At 59.5% G+C, this 16,465-nt stretch carries 15 protein-coding genes; 4 read left to right on the top strand and 11 right to left on the bottom strand.

The genetic code is table 11. The features are described 5' to 3' along the window. Positions 1-34 precede the first annotated feature (34 nt). A complete protein-coding gene (locus BLU71_RS23090) occupies positions 35-1,195 on the top strand; it encodes an AAA family ATPase (RefSeq protein WP_083353965.1) in 1,161 nt (386 codons plus the stop codon). Positions 1,196-1,416: 221 nt separating this feature from the next. Here BLU71_RS23090 and BLU71_RS23085 read toward each other — a convergent pair whose 3' ends face one another. The 10 genes from BLU71_RS23085 to BLU71_RS23040 all read right to left on the bottom strand — a co-directional run bounded on the left by BLU71_RS23085 (position 1,417) and on the right by BLU71_RS23040 (position 9,887). Next, positions 1,417-2,289, bottom strand: a complete 873-nt coding sequence (locus BLU71_RS23085; protein WP_083353964.1) for a transporter substrate-binding domain-containing protein — start codon at positions 2,287-2,289, stop codon at positions 1,417-1,419. Then, entirely contained in the window at positions 2,286-3,068 is a 783-nt protein-coding gene (locus BLU71_RS23080) for an amino acid ABC transporter ATP-binding protein (RefSeq protein ID WP_042608550.1), read from the bottom strand. Before BLU71_RS23080 ends, BLU71_RS23085 begins: the two co-directional genes overlap by 4 nt. Further along, positions 3,065-3,724, bottom strand: coding sequence for an amino acid ABC transporter permease (locus BLU71_RS23075; RefSeq protein ID WP_039756385.1), 660 nt, complete (start codon positions 3,722-3,724; stop codon positions 3,065-3,067). Before BLU71_RS23075 ends, BLU71_RS23080 begins: the two co-directional genes overlap by 4 nt. Further along, complete coding sequence (locus tag BLU71_RS23070) at positions 3,705-4,370, bottom strand: amino acid ABC transporter permease (RefSeq protein ID WP_083353963.1); 666 nt, start codon at positions 4,368-4,370, stop codon at positions 3,705-3,707. The genes BLU71_RS23075 and BLU71_RS23070 overlap by 20 nt, the downstream gene beginning before the upstream one ends. A 641-nt stretch (positions 4,371-5,011) precedes the next feature. Beyond that, positions 5,012-5,809, bottom strand: a complete 798-nt coding sequence (locus BLU71_RS23065; protein ID WP_016772222.1) for a MetQ/NlpA family ABC transporter substrate-binding protein — start codon at positions 5,807-5,809, stop codon at positions 5,012-5,014. 254 nt (positions 5,810-6,063) lie between these two features. Beyond that, positions 6,064-6,984, bottom strand: a complete 921-nt coding sequence (locus BLU71_RS23060) for a sigma 54-interacting transcriptional regulator (RefSeq protein ID WP_083353962.1) — start codon at positions 6,982-6,984, stop codon at positions 6,064-6,066. 51 nt (positions 6,985-7,035) lie between these two features. Further along, complete coding sequence (locus BLU71_RS23055; protein ID WP_064361616.1) at positions 7,036-7,617, bottom strand: alpha/beta hydrolase; 582 nt, start codon at positions 7,615-7,617, stop codon at positions 7,036-7,038. A 286-nt stretch (positions 7,618-7,903) separates the two neighbouring features. Then, a complete protein-coding gene (locus BLU71_RS23050; RefSeq protein ID WP_007972930.1) occupies positions 7,904-8,305 on the bottom strand; it encodes an ExbD/TolR family protein in 402 nt (133 codons plus the stop codon). A 1-nt stretch (position 8,306) separates the two neighbouring features. Next, a complete protein-coding gene (locus BLU71_RS23045; RefSeq protein ID WP_042608544.1) occupies positions 8,307-9,032 on the bottom strand; it encodes a MotA/TolQ/ExbB proton channel family protein in 726 nt (241 codons plus the stop codon). 45 nt (positions 9,033-9,077) lie between these two features. Continuing rightward, the gene (locus BLU71_RS23040) at positions 9,078-9,887 is read right to left on the bottom strand and encodes an energy transducer TonB (protein WP_064361617.1); all 810 of its coding nucleotides are present in this window, start codon (positions 9,885-9,887) and stop codon (positions 9,078-9,080) included. Between the two features lie 382 nt (positions 9,888-10,269). On the opposite strand from BLU71_RS23040, the gene BLU71_RS27385 reads away from it, so the two are divergent. Beyond that, complete coding sequence (locus tag BLU71_RS27385) at positions 10,270-10,836, top strand: hypothetical protein (protein ID WP_133247404.1); 567 nt, start codon at positions 10,270-10,272, stop codon at positions 10,834-10,836. 160 nt (positions 10,837-10,996) lie between these two features. On the opposite strand, the gene BLU71_RS23030 is transcribed toward BLU71_RS27385, so the two are convergent. Continuing rightward, the gene (locus BLU71_RS23030) at positions 10,997-13,357 is read right to left on the bottom strand and encodes a TonB-dependent receptor (RefSeq protein WP_083353961.1); all 2,361 of its coding nucleotides are present in this window, start codon (positions 13,355-13,357) and stop codon (positions 10,997-10,999) included. A gap of 165 nt (positions 13,358-13,522) precedes the next feature. Here BLU71_RS23030 and BLU71_RS23025 point away from each other — a divergent pair, with 165 nt between their 5' ends. Both BLU71_RS23025 and BLU71_RS23020 read left to right on the top strand, forming a co-directional pair. Next, positions 13,523-14,467, top strand: coding sequence for a LysR family transcriptional regulator (locus BLU71_RS23025; protein WP_042608540.1), 945 nt, complete (start codon positions 13,523-13,525; stop codon positions 14,465-14,467). 178 nt (positions 14,468-14,645) lie between these two features. Continuing rightward, a complete protein-coding gene (locus tag BLU71_RS23020; RefSeq protein WP_083353960.1) occupies positions 14,646-16,262 on the top strand; it encodes an alkaline phosphatase family protein in 1,617 nt (538 codons plus the stop codon). Positions 16,263-16,465: the final 203 nt, after the last annotated feature.

Here is a 16,465-nt window from a genome sequence, read left to right as displayed (position 1 = left end):
CTCCTACAAGGGCCGCCCGAAGAGAAGGAATTCCATGCTCAATACCCTGGCCGTGGCCAATTACCGCTCGATCAACAAACTGGTGATTCCGCTCGGGCGCCTGAACCTCATTACGGGACCCAATGGCAGCGGCAAGTCCAACCTCTATCGCGCCCTGCGCCTGCTGGCGGAAACCGCGCAGGGCGGCGTGGTCAATGCGCTGGCGCGTGAGGGCGGGCTGGAATCGACGTTCTGGGCCGGGCCGGAAACCATCAGCCGGCGCATGCGCAACGGTGAGGTGGCGATCGAGGCGACGGTGCGCCAGGGCGTGAAACGGTTGCGCCTGGGATTTGCCGGCGAGGATTTCAGTTACGCCATTGGCCTGGGCCTGCCGGAGCCGAGCCGTTCGTGTTTTTCGCTCGATCCGGAAATCAAACGTGAATGCATCTGGGCCGGCCCGGTGTTTCGCCCGGCGAGCCTGCTGGTCGACCGCAACGGCCCGATGATTCGCGCCCGCGAAGGTCGTACCTGGGATGTGCTGGCGCAACACACGCCGAACTTCGACAGCCTGTTCGATCAGGTCGGCAATCTGCGCAGCTCGCCGGAAGTATTCCAGATGCGCGAGTTCATCCGCCGCTGGCGCTTCTATGATCACTTTCGCAGCGATGCCGACGCGCCGGTGCGTCAGCCGCAATTGGGCACGCGCACGCCAGTGTTGCACCACGACGGTCGCGATCTGGCGGCAGCCTTGCAGACGATTATCGAAATCGGCGACCCGCAGGCGTTAAGCGCGGCGATCAGCGATGCGTTTCCCGGCGCGCGACTGAACATCGCGCCGTTGGCCGGTGGCCGTTTCGCCATCGAGTTTTATCAGGAAGGCTTGCTGCGGCCATTGTCAGCGGCAGAGCTGTCGGACGGGACCTTGCGCTATCTGCTGTTGGTCGCAGCCCTACTGACTCCGCGACCGCCATCGCTGATGGTGCTCAACGAACCGGAAACCAGCCTGCATCCGGACCTGCTGCCGGCGCTGGCGCGACTGATCATCTGCGCTTCAGAGCAATGCCAGGTGTGGGTGGTGTCCCACGCGCGGCGACTGATCTCGGCATTGCAGGAAGATCCGCAGTGCAATTGCATCGTGCTGGAGAAGACGCTGGGGCAGACCGGAATTGTCGGGCAGCGGATGCTGGACGAGCCAGCGTGGCACTGGCCGGATTGAGCAGTGCCAGCGAAAAGCCCCTCACCCTGACCCTCTCCCAGAGGGAGAGGGGACTGATCGAGTTGTTTGCGAGAATTGCGTCGACCTGAAATTGCTTCTGTGAATTCATAATCGACTCGGTTTGTCAGGTCGATTCTGATGCAAGACAACTCGGTCGGCTCCCTCTCCCTCGGGAGAGGGCTGGGGTGAGGGGCAAGCCTCACCGCCGATCCAACAGGCAATCACCCCTGCCACTTGCCCCCTTCAACAATCACACTCTCAGGCCGGGTGTCATCGCTCAGCTCTTTACGCACATATTGGTCATAGAGCTTGAGCAGGTATTTCTCCTCGCCCAGTTTGGCCAGCTCGCTGTTGACCCAGTCACGTAACTCCAGATTGCCCTTCTTCACGGCCGGCGCAATCGGCGCCTCCGCGCCCAGTTTTTCCTCGAGCACGCGATAGCCGGGATTCTGTTTGGCCCAGCTGAACAGCACCAGATTGTCCTGCGCATAGGCATCGCCGCGGCCATTGGCCAAGGCTTGCAGCGACTCGGAGTTCTTCTCGAACTTGAGCAGTTTCCAGTCCGGGTGGTTCTTGGTCAGCCAGATATCAGCGGTGGTGCCGGTGGTTACAATCGTGGTGCGCGTTGCCAGATCATCGAGTTTCTTCACCGAACTGCCCTGCGGCACCAGCGCCTGCACGGCCACCTTGAGGTTCGGGTTGGTGAATTCCACCGCTTCCTTGCGCTCCGGGGTGACGGTCATGTTGGCGAGGATCAGGTCGACCTTGTCGCTTTGCAGAAACGGAATGCGGCTGGCCGGCTCGACGGCAACAAACTCGACCTTGTTTTCATCGCCGAGCAGATCCTTGGCGAAGCGCCGGCCGATGTCGGTGTCGAAACCGACGTAGCGCCCGGCCTCATCGACGAAGCCGAACGGTGGTTTGTCGGTAAATACACCGACGATCAATTTTTCGCGGGCCTTGATCTTGTCCAGATAACCGGCAGGCGCGGCGCTTTCGGTGGCGAGCTTCGGCTTTGGCGGCTCTTCGGTTTTGCCGCAACCGGCAAGCAAGGCGAGGCTGAGCAGAGGCATTAACAGAGCGGCAGTTTTCATAGCGGTTCCAGTTCCTTTGTCGGATTCGTTTCTGGCAGTGTTGCAACGAAGGAGAACTTCTCCAGAAACTGCTGCGCGCGTGCGGTTTGCGGGTTCGTAAAGAAAATCTCGGGTGGGGACTGTTCAAGGATGCGCCCGGCATCCATGAACACGATGCGGTCGGCCACCGCGCGGGCGAAGGCCATTTCGTGGGTGACGATCAACAGGGTCATGCCTTCGCGGGCCAGGCCCTGAATGACCTGCAGCACTTCCTTGACCATTTCCGGGTCGAGGGCGGCGGTGACTTCGTCGAAGAGCATGACCCGTGGGTTCATGCACAGCGACCGGACGATGGCGATGCGTTGCTGCTGGCCGCCGGAGAGCTGGCGCGGGAAAGCATCGCGCTTGTCCAGCAGACCGACGCGCTCAAGCAAGGCTTCGGCCTGCTGTTGCGCTTCGCGGCGCTGGCGCTTCTGCACCTTGAGCGGGCCGAGCAGCAGATTGTCGAGCACGTTCATGTGCGGGAACAGGTGATAACTCTGAAACACCATGCCGATCTGCTGACGGATTTCGCGCCAGTCAGTGGCTTTGTCCAGCAGCTCCCGGCCGACGAATTTCAGGCTGCCGCTGTGCGCCTCTTCCAGACCATTGAGGCAACGCAGCAAGGTGCTTTTGCCGCAACCGCTGGGGCCAAGAATGACGATCACTTCGCCGCTCTGCACTTGCAGGTCGATGCCGTTGAGCACCTGCTGCTCGCCATAGAATTTGTTGAAGCCGTGAAACTCGATCAGTGCGCTCATGCTTGCGTCCAGCGCCGTTCCAGCACGCGTGAGGCGGCCGAGAGCGGGTAGCAGATGAAAAAGAAAAACAGGAACAGCGCGCCGTAGATCAGTACCGATTCGTAAGTGCGCTCGATGATCTGTTGGCCGACCTTGATCACATCGACGACGCCAATGAGCACCGCCAGCGAACTGGTCTTGATGATCCGCGTGTAGACGTTGATGGTCGGCGGCGTCATGCGCTTGAGTGCTTGCGGCAGCAGTACGTAGCCATACAGTTGCGCAGCATTCAGACCGATCGACAGCCCCGCTTCGCGCTGCCCGCGCGGTAACGAATGCAGCGCACCGCGCGCCACTTCGCCGACCTCGCTGGCGCCCCACAGCGACAGCACCAGCACCGCGCACCAGAAGCTCGGCAGGCTCAGGCCGAAGAAAATCGGCAAACCGAAGAACAGCAGATACAACCAGACCAGCACCGGGATCGCCCGGAACAACTCCAGATAGATGCGCAAAATCGCGTTCAGCCACGTTACGTTCAACGTGCGCAGCACACCGTAGAGCACGCCGCCGACCGTACTGATGGCGATGCTCAGAAACGAGATCGACAGGGTTTGCCCGGCGCCCTTGGCCAGTTGTGGCAACGACACCCAGAGCAGTTCAAGACCCGAACTGGCCATGCTGGAGCCTCCTTTCCAGGCGGCTGAGCAACAGCGACAGCGGCAGGAACAGCAGCACGCAGATCAGCGTCAGCACGGCGAGCATTTCGTAGGTTTTGTAGTAGAGCGCGATGTAGCTCTTGGTGGTGTAGAGGATTTCCGGCACCGCCACCGCCGAGACCACGGTGGTTTCCTTGAGCAGGAAAATGAAATTGGCGAACAGCGACGGCAAACTGAGAATCCCCGCCTGCGGCAGGATCACGTAACGCAGCAATTGCCCATGCGACAGGCCAATCGAACGCCCGGATTCCAGTTGCGCCTGGGGCACCGCATCGACGCCGGCGCGCAGCACTTCGGTGAGGTAGGCACCGCCAAGGAAAGTCATGGTGATGATTGCCGCAGTGAACCCGGAAACCTGGATTCCCACTGCCGGCAAAGCGAAGTAGACGAAGAACAGCTGAATCAGCAGCGGCGTGTTGCGCGCCAGCTCTACATAGAGGCCGACCAGTTTTCCCAGGTAAGGCGTGCGGAACACCAGAATCGTCGCGTTGAGCAGCGCCACCAGCAGCGAAGTGCCGATCGCGATCAATCCGACCTGCAGCGTCACACCCACGGCCTTGAGAAAGGCCGGCAGGGTGCTGAGGATAAAGGCGTAGTCGAAAGTCATGAAGCGTCCTGACGCCGCTCGGTAAGCGGCGGTGATGCAATCCATGGACGGCGGGTGGCTGTCCGGCAGGCACTGACTTTATAGGTATAAAAACAAGAATTTAAATACCGTTAAAGCATATTGATATCACTCAAAAAACTATCTTGTGGGTTTGCCGGGAAAGAATAAGAAGGCTATTTTTCTTTGCGCTGTAGGACGGATCTTTTTTTCACGAAAGACCTCCAAGGACGAACAGCTTTTGGCCAGACTCTCCGGCCCATTCACCACAAGGAAGAACAACATGGACGTAAAAGTGCCGCAGCGGCTGGATCCGCAGGACATTGTGAAATTGCTCAGGGCGTTGCGCCGGGCGTTGAAGACCACAGCGTAAATCAAAAGCCCCTCACCCCAGCCCTCTCCCCGAGGGAGAGGGGGCCGACCGCAGTGTCTTTCGTCGTACATCGACCTGAAGGACCGAGTCGATTATGGATTCAGCGACGCGCGATCAGGTCGGCGGACCTCAACAGCATCCCCCATTCAGTCCCCTCTCCCTCCGAGAGAGGGTTAGGGTGAGGGGCTTTTTAACGCACACACAAAAACGCCGATGCCCATCACTGGCCATCGGCGTTTTTTAAATCTGAAGCAGATTCACTCAAGTCAAATCAGAACGCCGGCAACACCGCGCCGCTGTACTTCTTCTCGATGAACGCTTTGACTTCCGGGCTGGTCAGGGCCTTGGCCAGTTTCTGGATCGCGTCGCTGTTCTTGTTGTCCTCACGGGCCACCAGGAAGTTCACGTACGGCGAGTCAGCGCCTTCGATCACCAGAGCATCTTTCTGCGGGTTCAGCTTGGCTTCCAGGGCGTAGTTGGTGTTGATCATGTCCAGATCAACTTCTTTCAGTACGCGCGGCAGCAGGGCCGATTCCAGTTCCTTGAACTTGAAGTTGTGCGGGTTCTTGGCGATGTCTTTTGGCGTTGCCAAAGCGTTTTTCGGGTCTTTCAGTTCAATCAGACCCGCCTTCTGCAGCAGGATCAGGGCACGGCCGCTGTTGCTGCCTTCGTTCGGGATGGCGATGGTGGCGCCGTCCGGCAGTTCAGCCAGGGTCTTGTACTTGCTCGAGTAGCCACCGAACGGTTCAACGTGCACACCCTGCACGGTCACCAGGTACTTGGATTTGTCGTCCTTGTATTTGCCCTGGTTGAAGCTGTTCAGGTACGGCAGGGTCTGGAAGTAGTTGGCGTCCAGACGCTTCTCGCCAACCTGTACGTTCGGTTGCACGTAGTCGGTGAAAACCTTGATTTCCAGATCGACGCCTTCTTTGGCCAGGGTCGGCTTGATCAGCTCGAGGATTTCAGCGTGTGGCACTGGCGTTGCGGCAACCACCAGTTTCTCGCCGGCGTTGGCGAAAGAAGCCGTGAGCGCAGCCGCCAATGCGGTAAACAACAGAACCTTTTTCATGCAGTGTCCTTATCGAAAATCACGGTCGTCATCGACGACGGCATTAATACGTGTGCCAGTGAAGTGATATCGCTGGCGTGAGGCGGACAATACCCGGATTTTTTATTCCCGGACAATAACGTTTATTCAGCTTCATATTCCATTTTGTTCATACAGCTCTACCTCAACTGTAGGAGCTGCCGAAGGCTGCGATCTTTTGATTTTCAAGGCTTTGAAACAGCTGAAGATCAAAAGATCGCAGCGTGCCGCAGCTCCTACAGGAGTTTGGCGTTCGCCAGAAGTTGCTTCAGCGCGGCTTGGTCAGCGGTGGAGCCGGTGGTCAGGATCTGTTTGATCTGGCTTTCGATCTGCGTCAGCACCGGCGGCAGGTTCAGATGCTCCGGCAGAATCTCGTCACCTGTGCTGACCAGCAGGGCGAAGTGAATGACGTTTTCCAGCTCGCGGGTGTTGCCCGGCCAGCTGTGTTGTTCGAGCACGTGCTGCGCCGCCTCGCTGATCAGCGGCACGGGCAGGTCGAGACGCTGGCTGTAGATGCCGAGGAAATACTCGGCGAGCGAGAGGATGTCGCCGGTGCGCGCGCGCAACGCCGGCAGCTCCAGATGACCCTCGCTGAGGTAGTGATAGAGCCGCTCGTGGAATTTTCCGGCGTCCACGGCCTGGGCCAGATCAATACTGGTCGCGGCGACCAGGCGCACATCCACCGGGCTCGGCTGATGTGCACCGACGCGGGTGACTTCGTGGTTTTCCAGGGCCGCGAGCAACTTGATCTGGATCGGCAGTGGCAGGTCGCCGATCTCATCCAGGTACAAGGTGCCGCCATTGGCCGAACCGAACCAGCCGGCGCGGCTGCTGGCTGCGCCGCTGTAGCTGCCGGCGGCGTAGCCGAACAGTTCGGCATCGGCGTAGGTCGGGCTGATCGCGCCGCAATTCACCGAAACGAACAGACCGCTGCGGTCGCTGGCGCGATGGATGTGCCGGGCCAGCAGCTCTTTACCGGTGCCGGTCTCGCCGCGGATCAACACCGAGATCGAACGTGGTGCCAGTTGTTCGAGTTCTTCACGCAATTGCCGCGAGCGCGGATCGACAAACACCAGCGCTTTGGCGCGAATGCTCAGGGGGCTTTTTTCCGCATCGGGAAAGGTCAGCAAGGGCTGACCGAAGGTTTCGAAACTCATGGCAGGCTCCCGCCCAAAACCGCCAGCCGACGGGGGCGTTGAAAAATAAGGTCAGGCGCGACGGCGGGCGTGGTGTTCAAGGCGGTTTTGCAGGCGATAGAGATAGGCAAAACCCTGCTCCCAACGCTGATGCCCGGACTTGACGTTGATGTGCCCGGCTCCGGCGAGAATCCCCGCCTCCGCACCCCAATTGCGCGCCAGCTCCAAAGCGCGCGGCGCACTGACGGCGGCGTCGTTGTCGGAGCTGACGACCTGGCTGGGGAACGGCAACAGATCCGTCGGGATCGGCGCGAAGTTGCGCAGTGCCGGCGCGCAGGCAGGACGCTCGACATCGGCCGGCGCGACCAGCAACGCCCCGCGCACCTGACGCAGGTATTGCAACGGCGCCGTCGCTGCCCAGTGGGCGACCGTGATGCAGCCGAGGCTGTGAGCAATCAAAATCACCGGCGTGCTGTCGGCGGCAACCGCTTCGGCCAGCGCGGCGACCCAGTCCTCACGGCGCGGTGTCAGCCAATCGGCCTGTTCGACCCGCGCACTGTTCGGCAGGCTGTTCTGCCAATGGCTTTGCCAATGATCTTCTGGCGATCCTTGCCAGCCCGGCACAATCAGGTAACGGATTGATTCGTTGCGCATGGGGAGCTCTCCTGCGTCGTGTCTGTTCTGGGTCGAGTATAGGGAGAGGAGTTATATTCGTTAAGGAATAAGAAGCTATTTATTAAGACCCATAATGCATATGGCGCATTAAGTCTGTGGGAGCGAGCCTGCTCGCGAATACGGTGCATCAGTCGACGAAGATGTTGTGGCGAATGGCGCCTTCGCGAGCAGGCTCGCTCCCACATTGGAGGGTGTCGTGGGCAAAAAATGCATAAAAAAAGGGCCGCACCCTGCCAAGGAAACGGCCCCGGAAAAACAACATCTGTCACCGCGCAGTGATCACCGACAATTTGGTAATCCCTGCCCGTTCGATCGAAGCCATGGCTCGCGCCACTTCGCCGTAGTTCACCCCGTCGTCGGCCTGCAATTGCACGCGCACTTCCGGGTCCTTGGCTTTGGCCGACTTGAGATTGAATTCGAGCAAGTCAGGCTGGATCTCGTCCTTGTTGATGAACAGTTTGCCGGCGCCGTCGATGCTCACCACCAGCGGATCCTTCTGCTCGACCGGCGCCACCGCTTCGGTCTTCGGCAGGTTGATCGGTATCGCGTTGGTCAGCAGTGGCGCGGTGACGATGAAGACCACCAGCAGCACCAGCATCACGTCCACCAGTGGCGTCACGTTGATTTCGCTGAGCACCTCGTCCGTGTCTTGCGTAGAGAAGGCCATGTCAGGACGCCTCCTTCACTTTTGCCGCGTTGCCCGGCGTCGCCACCTTGTGCGCGGTCGGGTGGATCAGTACGCGGAATGCACTCTTCTGCGCCAGGCTGTAGAAGTCGTGGGCGAAGTCATCCAGATCCGCCGCGGTCAATTTCAGACGCCGCAGAAAGTAGTTGTAAACCAGCACCGCCGGCACCGCGACGGCGATCCCCACACCGGTCGCGACCAGTGCCGCGCCAATCGGGCCTGCCACCGTTTCCAGGCTCGCCGAACCGGCAGCGCTGATGCCTTTCAAGGCCTCCATGATTCCCCACACCGTGCCGAACAGACCAATGAACGGCGAGGTGCTGCCAATACTTGCGACCACCGCCAGACCGGTTTCCAGCGAGCGCCGTTCACGCACGATCTGCTGGCGCAGGGCGCGCTCGAGGCGATCCTGATGGTTGATCGCCTGGCTCAGATCATTCGCCTGCGGCGCCTCGCCCACCTGGATTGCCGCGTAACCGGCCTGCGCCACCCGTGCTGCGGCACCGGGCTGGGTTTCGCTCAACTCGGCGGCGGCATCCAGACTCGACGCCGCCCAGAAACGTTTATGAAAGCGCCGATCCTGCGCCTTCAGACGGCCGAACTGCACAGCCTTGAGCAGCGCCAGGCCCCAAGTGGCGACGGAAAAAACCACCAGCAGCCAGATCACCGCGCTTTCGATGGATTCCAGTGGAGATGCCAGTAACGTCATGATGTGTTCCCTCGTGTAAACATTTCGCGCGAATTTGGTTTCGGTTTAATGAATCTTGAAATCGATGGGCACGCTGACCCAGCCGTCCTGAGCAACATCACCCTGCTTGGCCGGAACGAAACTCCAGCGCTTTACAGCGTTGAGCGCTGCGTCGTCGAGCTGCTGCCGGCCACTGCTTTTGGCAATCTGGATCTCGCCCGGCTTGCCGCTGGCCAACACATGCACCCGTAACAGCACCGTGCCTTCCCAACCGCGACGCTGGGCCAGCGACGGATATTCCGGTGCCGGATTTTTGAGATACGCAGCGTTGGCTGACGCCGGGGTAACAGGCGCAGGTGCCGGTGGCGCAGGAGGCGCTGGCGCGGCGACCGGGGCTGCCGGTTTCGCTGGTGCTGGCGCCTGCTCTACCGGCTTGGGCGCAGGTTTGGGCGGAGGTTTCACCACCGGTTTGGGTTTGGGAATCGGCTTGGGCGGCGGCGGTTTGACCGCTAATTCGTCTTCCACTGGCGGCGGCGGTTCGACCACTGGCGCCGGTGGCGGCGGCACCACAACCGGCGGCGCTGGCGGAGCCGGACGCGAAAACTCGATGGTCATCGGCGGAATTTCCGGCGGTACCACCGGGAGCACTGGCGTCGGTTTCTGGCTGACCCAATAAATCACCACGCCGTGCACGACCAACGCGAGCACACCGAGCAGAAGGGTTTCGCGCCGGCTCAAAATACCCTTGGGTGCACGCTGTAAACGCAACTGCCCCAACGGCACACGGTGCGGCCGGCCAAGATCGACCAGTTCGCCGCTCGGCGTTTGCCGCCACAGCAATTCCCCTGCGCTGGCGGCGGTCTGGACATTGCCCATTGTTCAACTCCCTGCGGTCTTTTGCGTTCGGCTGTTGATCCGCCGGTTAAATCTCTACGGCGATCAATGAGCTAATAATTAAGCCAAGTGCTTATCTCGGAAAGTAATTTTTAACGCCATGGATATGCCCAAAAAGAATATTAAATTCGCAGCATGCTCGCTAACCCTCGATTTACGCAGGCTGTAGCTGCCCGCTATAACGCAACATGCGTTTTAGGCATTCAAAATATTCGCTAAGGGCATCAATAACCAAGATCGGCGAAAACGCGCTTTTTTATTACGAAGGAATCTTGTAGATCTTAAAATCCTGTAATTTCTGACAGTAGCGAGCTCCTTGGCTTTGTTATCAAATCAAAGCGGCCATAAATCTACGGAGATCGTCATGAAAACTGGAATTTTGTGTATTGCGCTTGCCGCCTTATTACCGCTTACAGTTCAGGCAGAAGAAAGGAATAAAACGCCGTATCTAAGCACTGAGTTCAAAAACGGCTTCAGGTCGGGAACAGTTTATGCTCGAGTGTACGGACAGCCTGAGACGTCGATAGCCCCAGGAGAGAGCTATAGTGTTAACGCACTTCCAACAGCGGGAGGTTTATTCAACCCTCCCCAGAACCCGCCTTCACCGGGATATGTGTCAGTCTCAATGAAAACCGAGCCTGAAAAGCTCTACGTCGTTTTTTCAGACTCCGCCCCCTCCGCCACTGAGAAAACCGGTAAAAGGGAAAACAAAGTTACCTCGACTCCCGATTTTGAAGTCACTAATGATGGTGGTTCGCCGATTGTCGTTCAGAAGACCACGTCAGGGGTCTGGACAGAGATCCCGTCAGGCCAGAGAGAGATTTTCAGCAACATGGACAGTTCCGGTTTTTTCCTAAAAGGAATCATGCCTGTTATTCAGATCGAACAGCAGAAATGCGCAGTTCAATACTGTTTGCGCGTTCTGAAATAGCCCTTTATTTAGCCACAGGAATTGGTGGTCATAACTATTGTCATGCCGTTAAAGCCACTTGAACGAGGGGTATCGGTGAGGTTGTGGGTTGAAGCTGGATAAAACTTCATAGGTTCACATCTGATGACAAAACTGGATAGCTTGTCATCAGATGCGTTCGTCAGAAGTCGTAACGACCGGTAACGCCGAGGGTTCGCGGCGTGCCAAGCAAGCCTTCATAGCCGCCGTTGCCGCCCGTCCACAGGGTCGTGTAGTAGGTTTTGTCGAAGGCGTTTTTCAGCCACAGCGAAACATCCCACTGGCCCTGATTGAAATCGCCGCGCAGGCCGGTGGAGAGGTTGACCACCGCGTAACTGGGGATCTGCCCGTAATCGGAATCCTCGACCGTGCCCACCGCTTTGGAGCGGAACGCGTAGCTGCCGGTGACGTAAGGTTCGAAGCCGTTAGCCAGATTCCATTTGTATTCGCCGTTGGCGTTGCCGATCCATTTCGACGCGCCGACCACTTGATGGCCGCTGAGGTCGCAGGAGGCCGGTGCACCCGGGGCCTGGCTGACTTCCGGCGGGCAAGGCGCATCTTTGTAGGAGAGGTAGCTGACGTCGTTGTACGAGCCGTTGAAATTCAGCGTCAGGCCACGTAGCGGCACCACGGTGCTTTCGAACTCGATGCCGCGCGAGCGTACCGAGCCGGCGTTGGTCAGGTATTGCACGCGGTTGGCGGCGTCATAGGCGTTGGTCTGGTAGGCGTTGACCTGGGTCCAGAACACGTTGGCGTTGAGTTGCAGGCGGTGATCCCACAGCGTGCTTTTGAAACCGAGTTCGGCGTTGTTCGCGCGCTCGGTGCCGATCAATAGCGAGTCGGCGCCAGCGGTCGGCGCAGAGCCGACCGCGAGGTTGACCCCGCCGGATTTTTCGCCGTGGGACAGCGTGGCGTAACCGAGCACGTCATCGGTGATGCGATAGCTCAGGTTGAGCAGTCCGGACGGGCTGGAGCTGTACTGATTCAAGTCTCCGGAATCGTAGGCGCCGGCACGCCCGCGGCGCGCATTGGCTGCCGCGCCCGCCACGGCCACACCGCCGAGCGGCGCGTTGCGGCTGACCGAGGCGTTTTTCTCTTCGTAGGTGCCACGCACCCCGGCGGTGAAATCCAGGCGTTCGCTCAGGTGCCAGGTGCCCTGTGCAAACAGGGCGAAACTGTCGGTCTTGATATGCCCCTTGCCGACGCTGGTGACATTGGCCAGGGCGCCGGCCGGGGTGCCGTTCCAGATGTCGGCCTGCGGGCCGTAATAGGCGAAGGATTTGTTGTCCAGATCCGAGCCGAAATAGTAGGCGCCGACCACGTAATCGAAGAACTCGCCCTTGGGCGAGGCCAGGCGAAATTCCTGCGAGTACTGTTTGTCTTCCACCGACACGCCGGCGTTGTAACTGGCCGGCACGTTGAGGCCGTCGTCATTGCGCGGGGTGAAATTCCAGAAGCGGTACGAGCTGACCGACGTCAGGGTGAAGTCGCTCGGCAACGTCCAGTTGGCTTCCACCGAGGTGCCGCCCTGATGCACGGTGACGTGTTGGTCGTTGTCGAGATTGACCTTGCGGTGCCGACCGTTGACCAGCGTCGCCCCGGCCGCGCTGGCCCGCGATTCATACAGGTTGACGCCGTTGATGGTCGGCCCGGTGTTGTACAGCACGCGGGTGCCGGCGCTGGAATCTTCTTCGTTGTAATCGCCGATCCAGCGCAGATTGAAATCTTCATTGGGCTTGAACAACAGCTGGGCGCGAAAGCCTTCGCGCGAGCCGCCGTTAAGGTCGTGGCCGTCGTATTCGTTCTTGATGTCGCCGTCACTGCGCGTGCGGTAAGCAGAAAAGCGCCCGGCCAACTGATCATTGAGCGGCCCGGAAATGGTGCCCTTGGTCTGGAAATAACCGTCCTCGCCGACCGAGGTTTCGATGCTGCGCTCAGGCGTGAATGACGGCGCGCGGGTGCTGATGTTGATGACCCCGGCGGTGGTGTTCTTGCCGAACAGCGTGCCCTGCGGCCCACGTAGAACTTCGAGCTGCTCGATGTCCATCAGATCGAACACCGCCATCCCCGGACGGCCCAGATAGACGTTGTCGATGTACAGACCAACGCTGCCTTCCAGGCCATCACTGGCCGGGTTGTTGCCCAGACCGCGGATCGACACGCTGGACTGGCGCGCATGCATGTAGGCGACGTTGACGCTGGGCACCAGTTGCTGCAAATCCTGAATACGGTAGACCCGCTGCGTCTCCAGATTCTGCCCGCTGACCACACTCATCGGCGTTGGCACATCTTGCGAGCTTTCTTCGCGGCGGCGGGTGGTGACGGTCACCGTTTCCAGCTGCGAACCGCTGGCCGCCGCTTTGCCTGCCGGGACCGGCGCCGGGGCTTCCGATTCGGCGGCATAACCGTGAGTCCAACTGGCGCTGCCGGCCAGCAACAGCGCCAAAGGCAGGCGTTTGAGCCGTCGTGGTGATGGGGGTGACGCGAGGTTCAACGGACTCATGGCGCGGCTCCTGGTCAAAAAACACACAGACATCTTCAGCGCTGCATATTCTTTTCAGTTATTTATTTATGGATTTACAAATATTTACTGCATAAGAGATTGCCTTTATAAGGAGTCGACCTAATGCATATCCAATGCATTTCCCGGATATTTTTTATGTGAAAAATGCATATCGACTTGCGCCAACTTCGTCACTTCATTGCCCTCGCTGAACAACGCAGCTTCGTCGCTGGCGCGCAGGCAGTGAACCTGTCGCAGTCGGCATTCAGCCGCAGCATTCAGGCGCTGGAGCACAGCGTCGGCTGCCAGTTGGTCGACCGTGGGCGCAAGGAATTGCCGCCGACCAAACAAGGCCAGGTCCTGCTCGAACATGCGCGGCGGCTGGTCAGCGGTGCGCAGCAGATGGCCAACGAGATCAGCCAGTTCAACGGCCTCGAAGCAGGAGAATTGCGCTTTGGTTGCGGGCCGGCGCCGGCGGCCGGATTGATCCCGCGCGCGATTGGCGCCTTCATCGGTCGCTACCCGAAAGCACGGGTGCAGTTTCAGGTCGATGACTGGCAAAGCCTGAGCAAACGCCTGCTCAGCGAAGAGTTCGAATTCTTCGTCGCCGACACCCGGCAGTTCGAGGCGGATCCGGATTACCAGACCCACCGCTTGCGCGCGCGCAAATGGCATTTCTGCTGCCGCGCCGGGCATCCATTGACGGCGTTTGAACGCATCACCGCCGAGCAGTTGCTGAGTTATCCACTGGCGGTGAGCATCCGCCCGCCGAACCTGCGCAAGGTCATCGTCGACCTCAGCGGTCGCCCGGATTTCACCCCGAATGTGGAGTGCGAAAACGGCTCGAGTCTTTTGAGCGTGGTGCTGCGATCGGAGGCGATCGGGATTGTCGGGGCGTACTCCGATGCGCTGCATCTGGCCAAGGGTGAGCTGGTCTGTCTGAAGATCGAAGGTCTCGCCGATGATCTGGAGGAGCTGTATACCCGCTATGGGATTGTCAGCCGCGCCGGGTATCGGTTGTCACCGTTGGCCGAAGCGATGATCGAGCAGATCAAGGCGATTGATGCGGTGGATGATGAGGTGTGTTCGCTGGAGAATTTTGCTGTCTGAGCTGCCCCTTCGCGAGCAGGCTCGCTCCCACAGGAATTACGCATTTCAAATGTGCGAGCGAGCCTGCTCGCGAAGAGGCTGATGCAATCCCTGCATAAACCCCATTCCCCAAATGCACTTGCCGAACACCCCCACCGACGGCGAAAACCCTCACCTGTCCCACTGACCGGTGAACTCCATGCCCACCCCGCCCAACCCCGTGCGCAACGTGCTGTACATCATGTGCGATCAACTGCGCCGCGATTACCTGTCCTGCTACGGCCACCCGCATCTGCACACGCCGAACATCGATCGTCTCGCTGCCGAAGGCGTGCGTTTCAGCCGTGCCTACACCCAGGGCACGATCTGCGGCCCGTCGCGGATGTCGGCCTATACCGGGCGTTATGTCAGCAGCCATCAAGTGGCCTGGAACGCCGTGCCCTTGCCGCTGGATGAACTGACGATCGGCGATTACCTGCGACCCCACGGCATTCGCACCGCGCTGGTCGGCAAGACCCACGCCACGGCCAATGTCGACGCCTTGCAGCGCCTGGCGATCAACCCGCAAAGCGCGCAAGCCGAGTTGCTCAATGAGGTCGGCTTCGAACCGTACCTGCGCCACGACGGCATCTACCCCGACGATCCTTTATTCGACGACAAGCGCGAATCCGCGCCCTACACCCACTATCTGCGCGAACACGGCTTCGACGGCCGCAATCCCTGGCACGACTGGGCGAACGCCGCCGAAGGCGAGAACGGTGAAATCCTCAGTGGCTGGAAAATGCGTCATGCGAATTTGCCAGCACGAATTCCCGAGCAACACTCCGAGACTGTCTACACTACCAATCGCGCCATCGACTTCATCGCTGAGCAAGGCGAGAAATCCTGGTGTTTACACCTCTCGTACATCAAACCCCACTGGCCATACATCGTACCGGCGCCATACCACGCCTTGTACAGTACGAAATCGATTCTCGAACCGGTCCGCGCATCGCCCTCTGCAGCCAGCAAACACCCCGTATATGCTGCCTTTCGTCAACATGAGGAAAGCCTCAACTTTTCCCGCGATTCAGTACGATTGAATGTAATCCCCACCTACATGGGCTTGATCAAGCAGGTGGACGATCAGTTGGGGCGGCTGTTCGATTTTCTGCAGAGCAACGGGCGCTGGGATGACACGTTGATCGTGTTCACCAGCGATCACGGCGACTTCCTTGGCGATCATTGGCTGGGCGAGAAGGAGTTTCTGCTCGAGCAGGCGGTGGGCGTGCCACTGATCGTGCGTGACCCTCGGCCGACGGCGGATGTCACCCGTGGCACTGTCGATGATCGCTTGGCGGAAACCATCGATGCGTTGCCGACATTTCTTCAAGCGCTGGGATTACCGGGCGCGGAACATCGGCTCGAAGGGCGTTCACTGATCCCGCTGCTGCACGGAGAAAATCCCGATTGGCGCCGCTATGCGATCAGCGAGTACGACTACGCCTTTCAGGCACCGGCGCGGGAACGACTGGACCAACCGATCGACCATTGCCGCATGACCATGGTGCGCAGCGAGCGCTGGAAATACCTGGCGTACGACGGCTTTCGAGCGCAGCTGTTTGATCTGTTGAATGACCCGCAGGAACTGCGTGACCTGGGGGATGACCCTGCGTACGCGGCGGTGCGCGAGGAGCATGCGGGGTATCTGTTTGAGTGGGTGCGCGGCCTGAAGCGGCGTACGACCATCAGCCATCAGGAGATCGACTTGCGCGGGCAGCGGTTTCGTTATGGAGAGCCGGAAAGCGAGAAGGTGGTTCAGATTGGGGTTTGGTAGCATCAAGAGCCCCTCACCCTAACCCTCTCCCAAAGGGAGAGGGGACTGATTGGGGGATATTCAGAAGCTGCATCGACATGAAAGTCATGTACCGAACCAATGATCGGCTCGGTCTTTCAGGTCGACGTACAACGCAAGACAACTCGGTCGGCTCCCTCTCCCTCCGGGAGAGGGCTGGGCGGGCGGCGTTCCGATGAGGGGCT

It is taken from the genome of Pseudomonas moraviensis (assembly GCF_900105805.1).
Lineage (GTDB): Bacteria > Pseudomonadota > Gammaproteobacteria > Pseudomonadales > Pseudomonadaceae > Aquipseudomonas > Aquipseudomonas moraviensis_A.
Note: the sequence above shows the minus strand (reverse complement) of the source record. Positions and strands in the feature narration are given on the sequence as shown.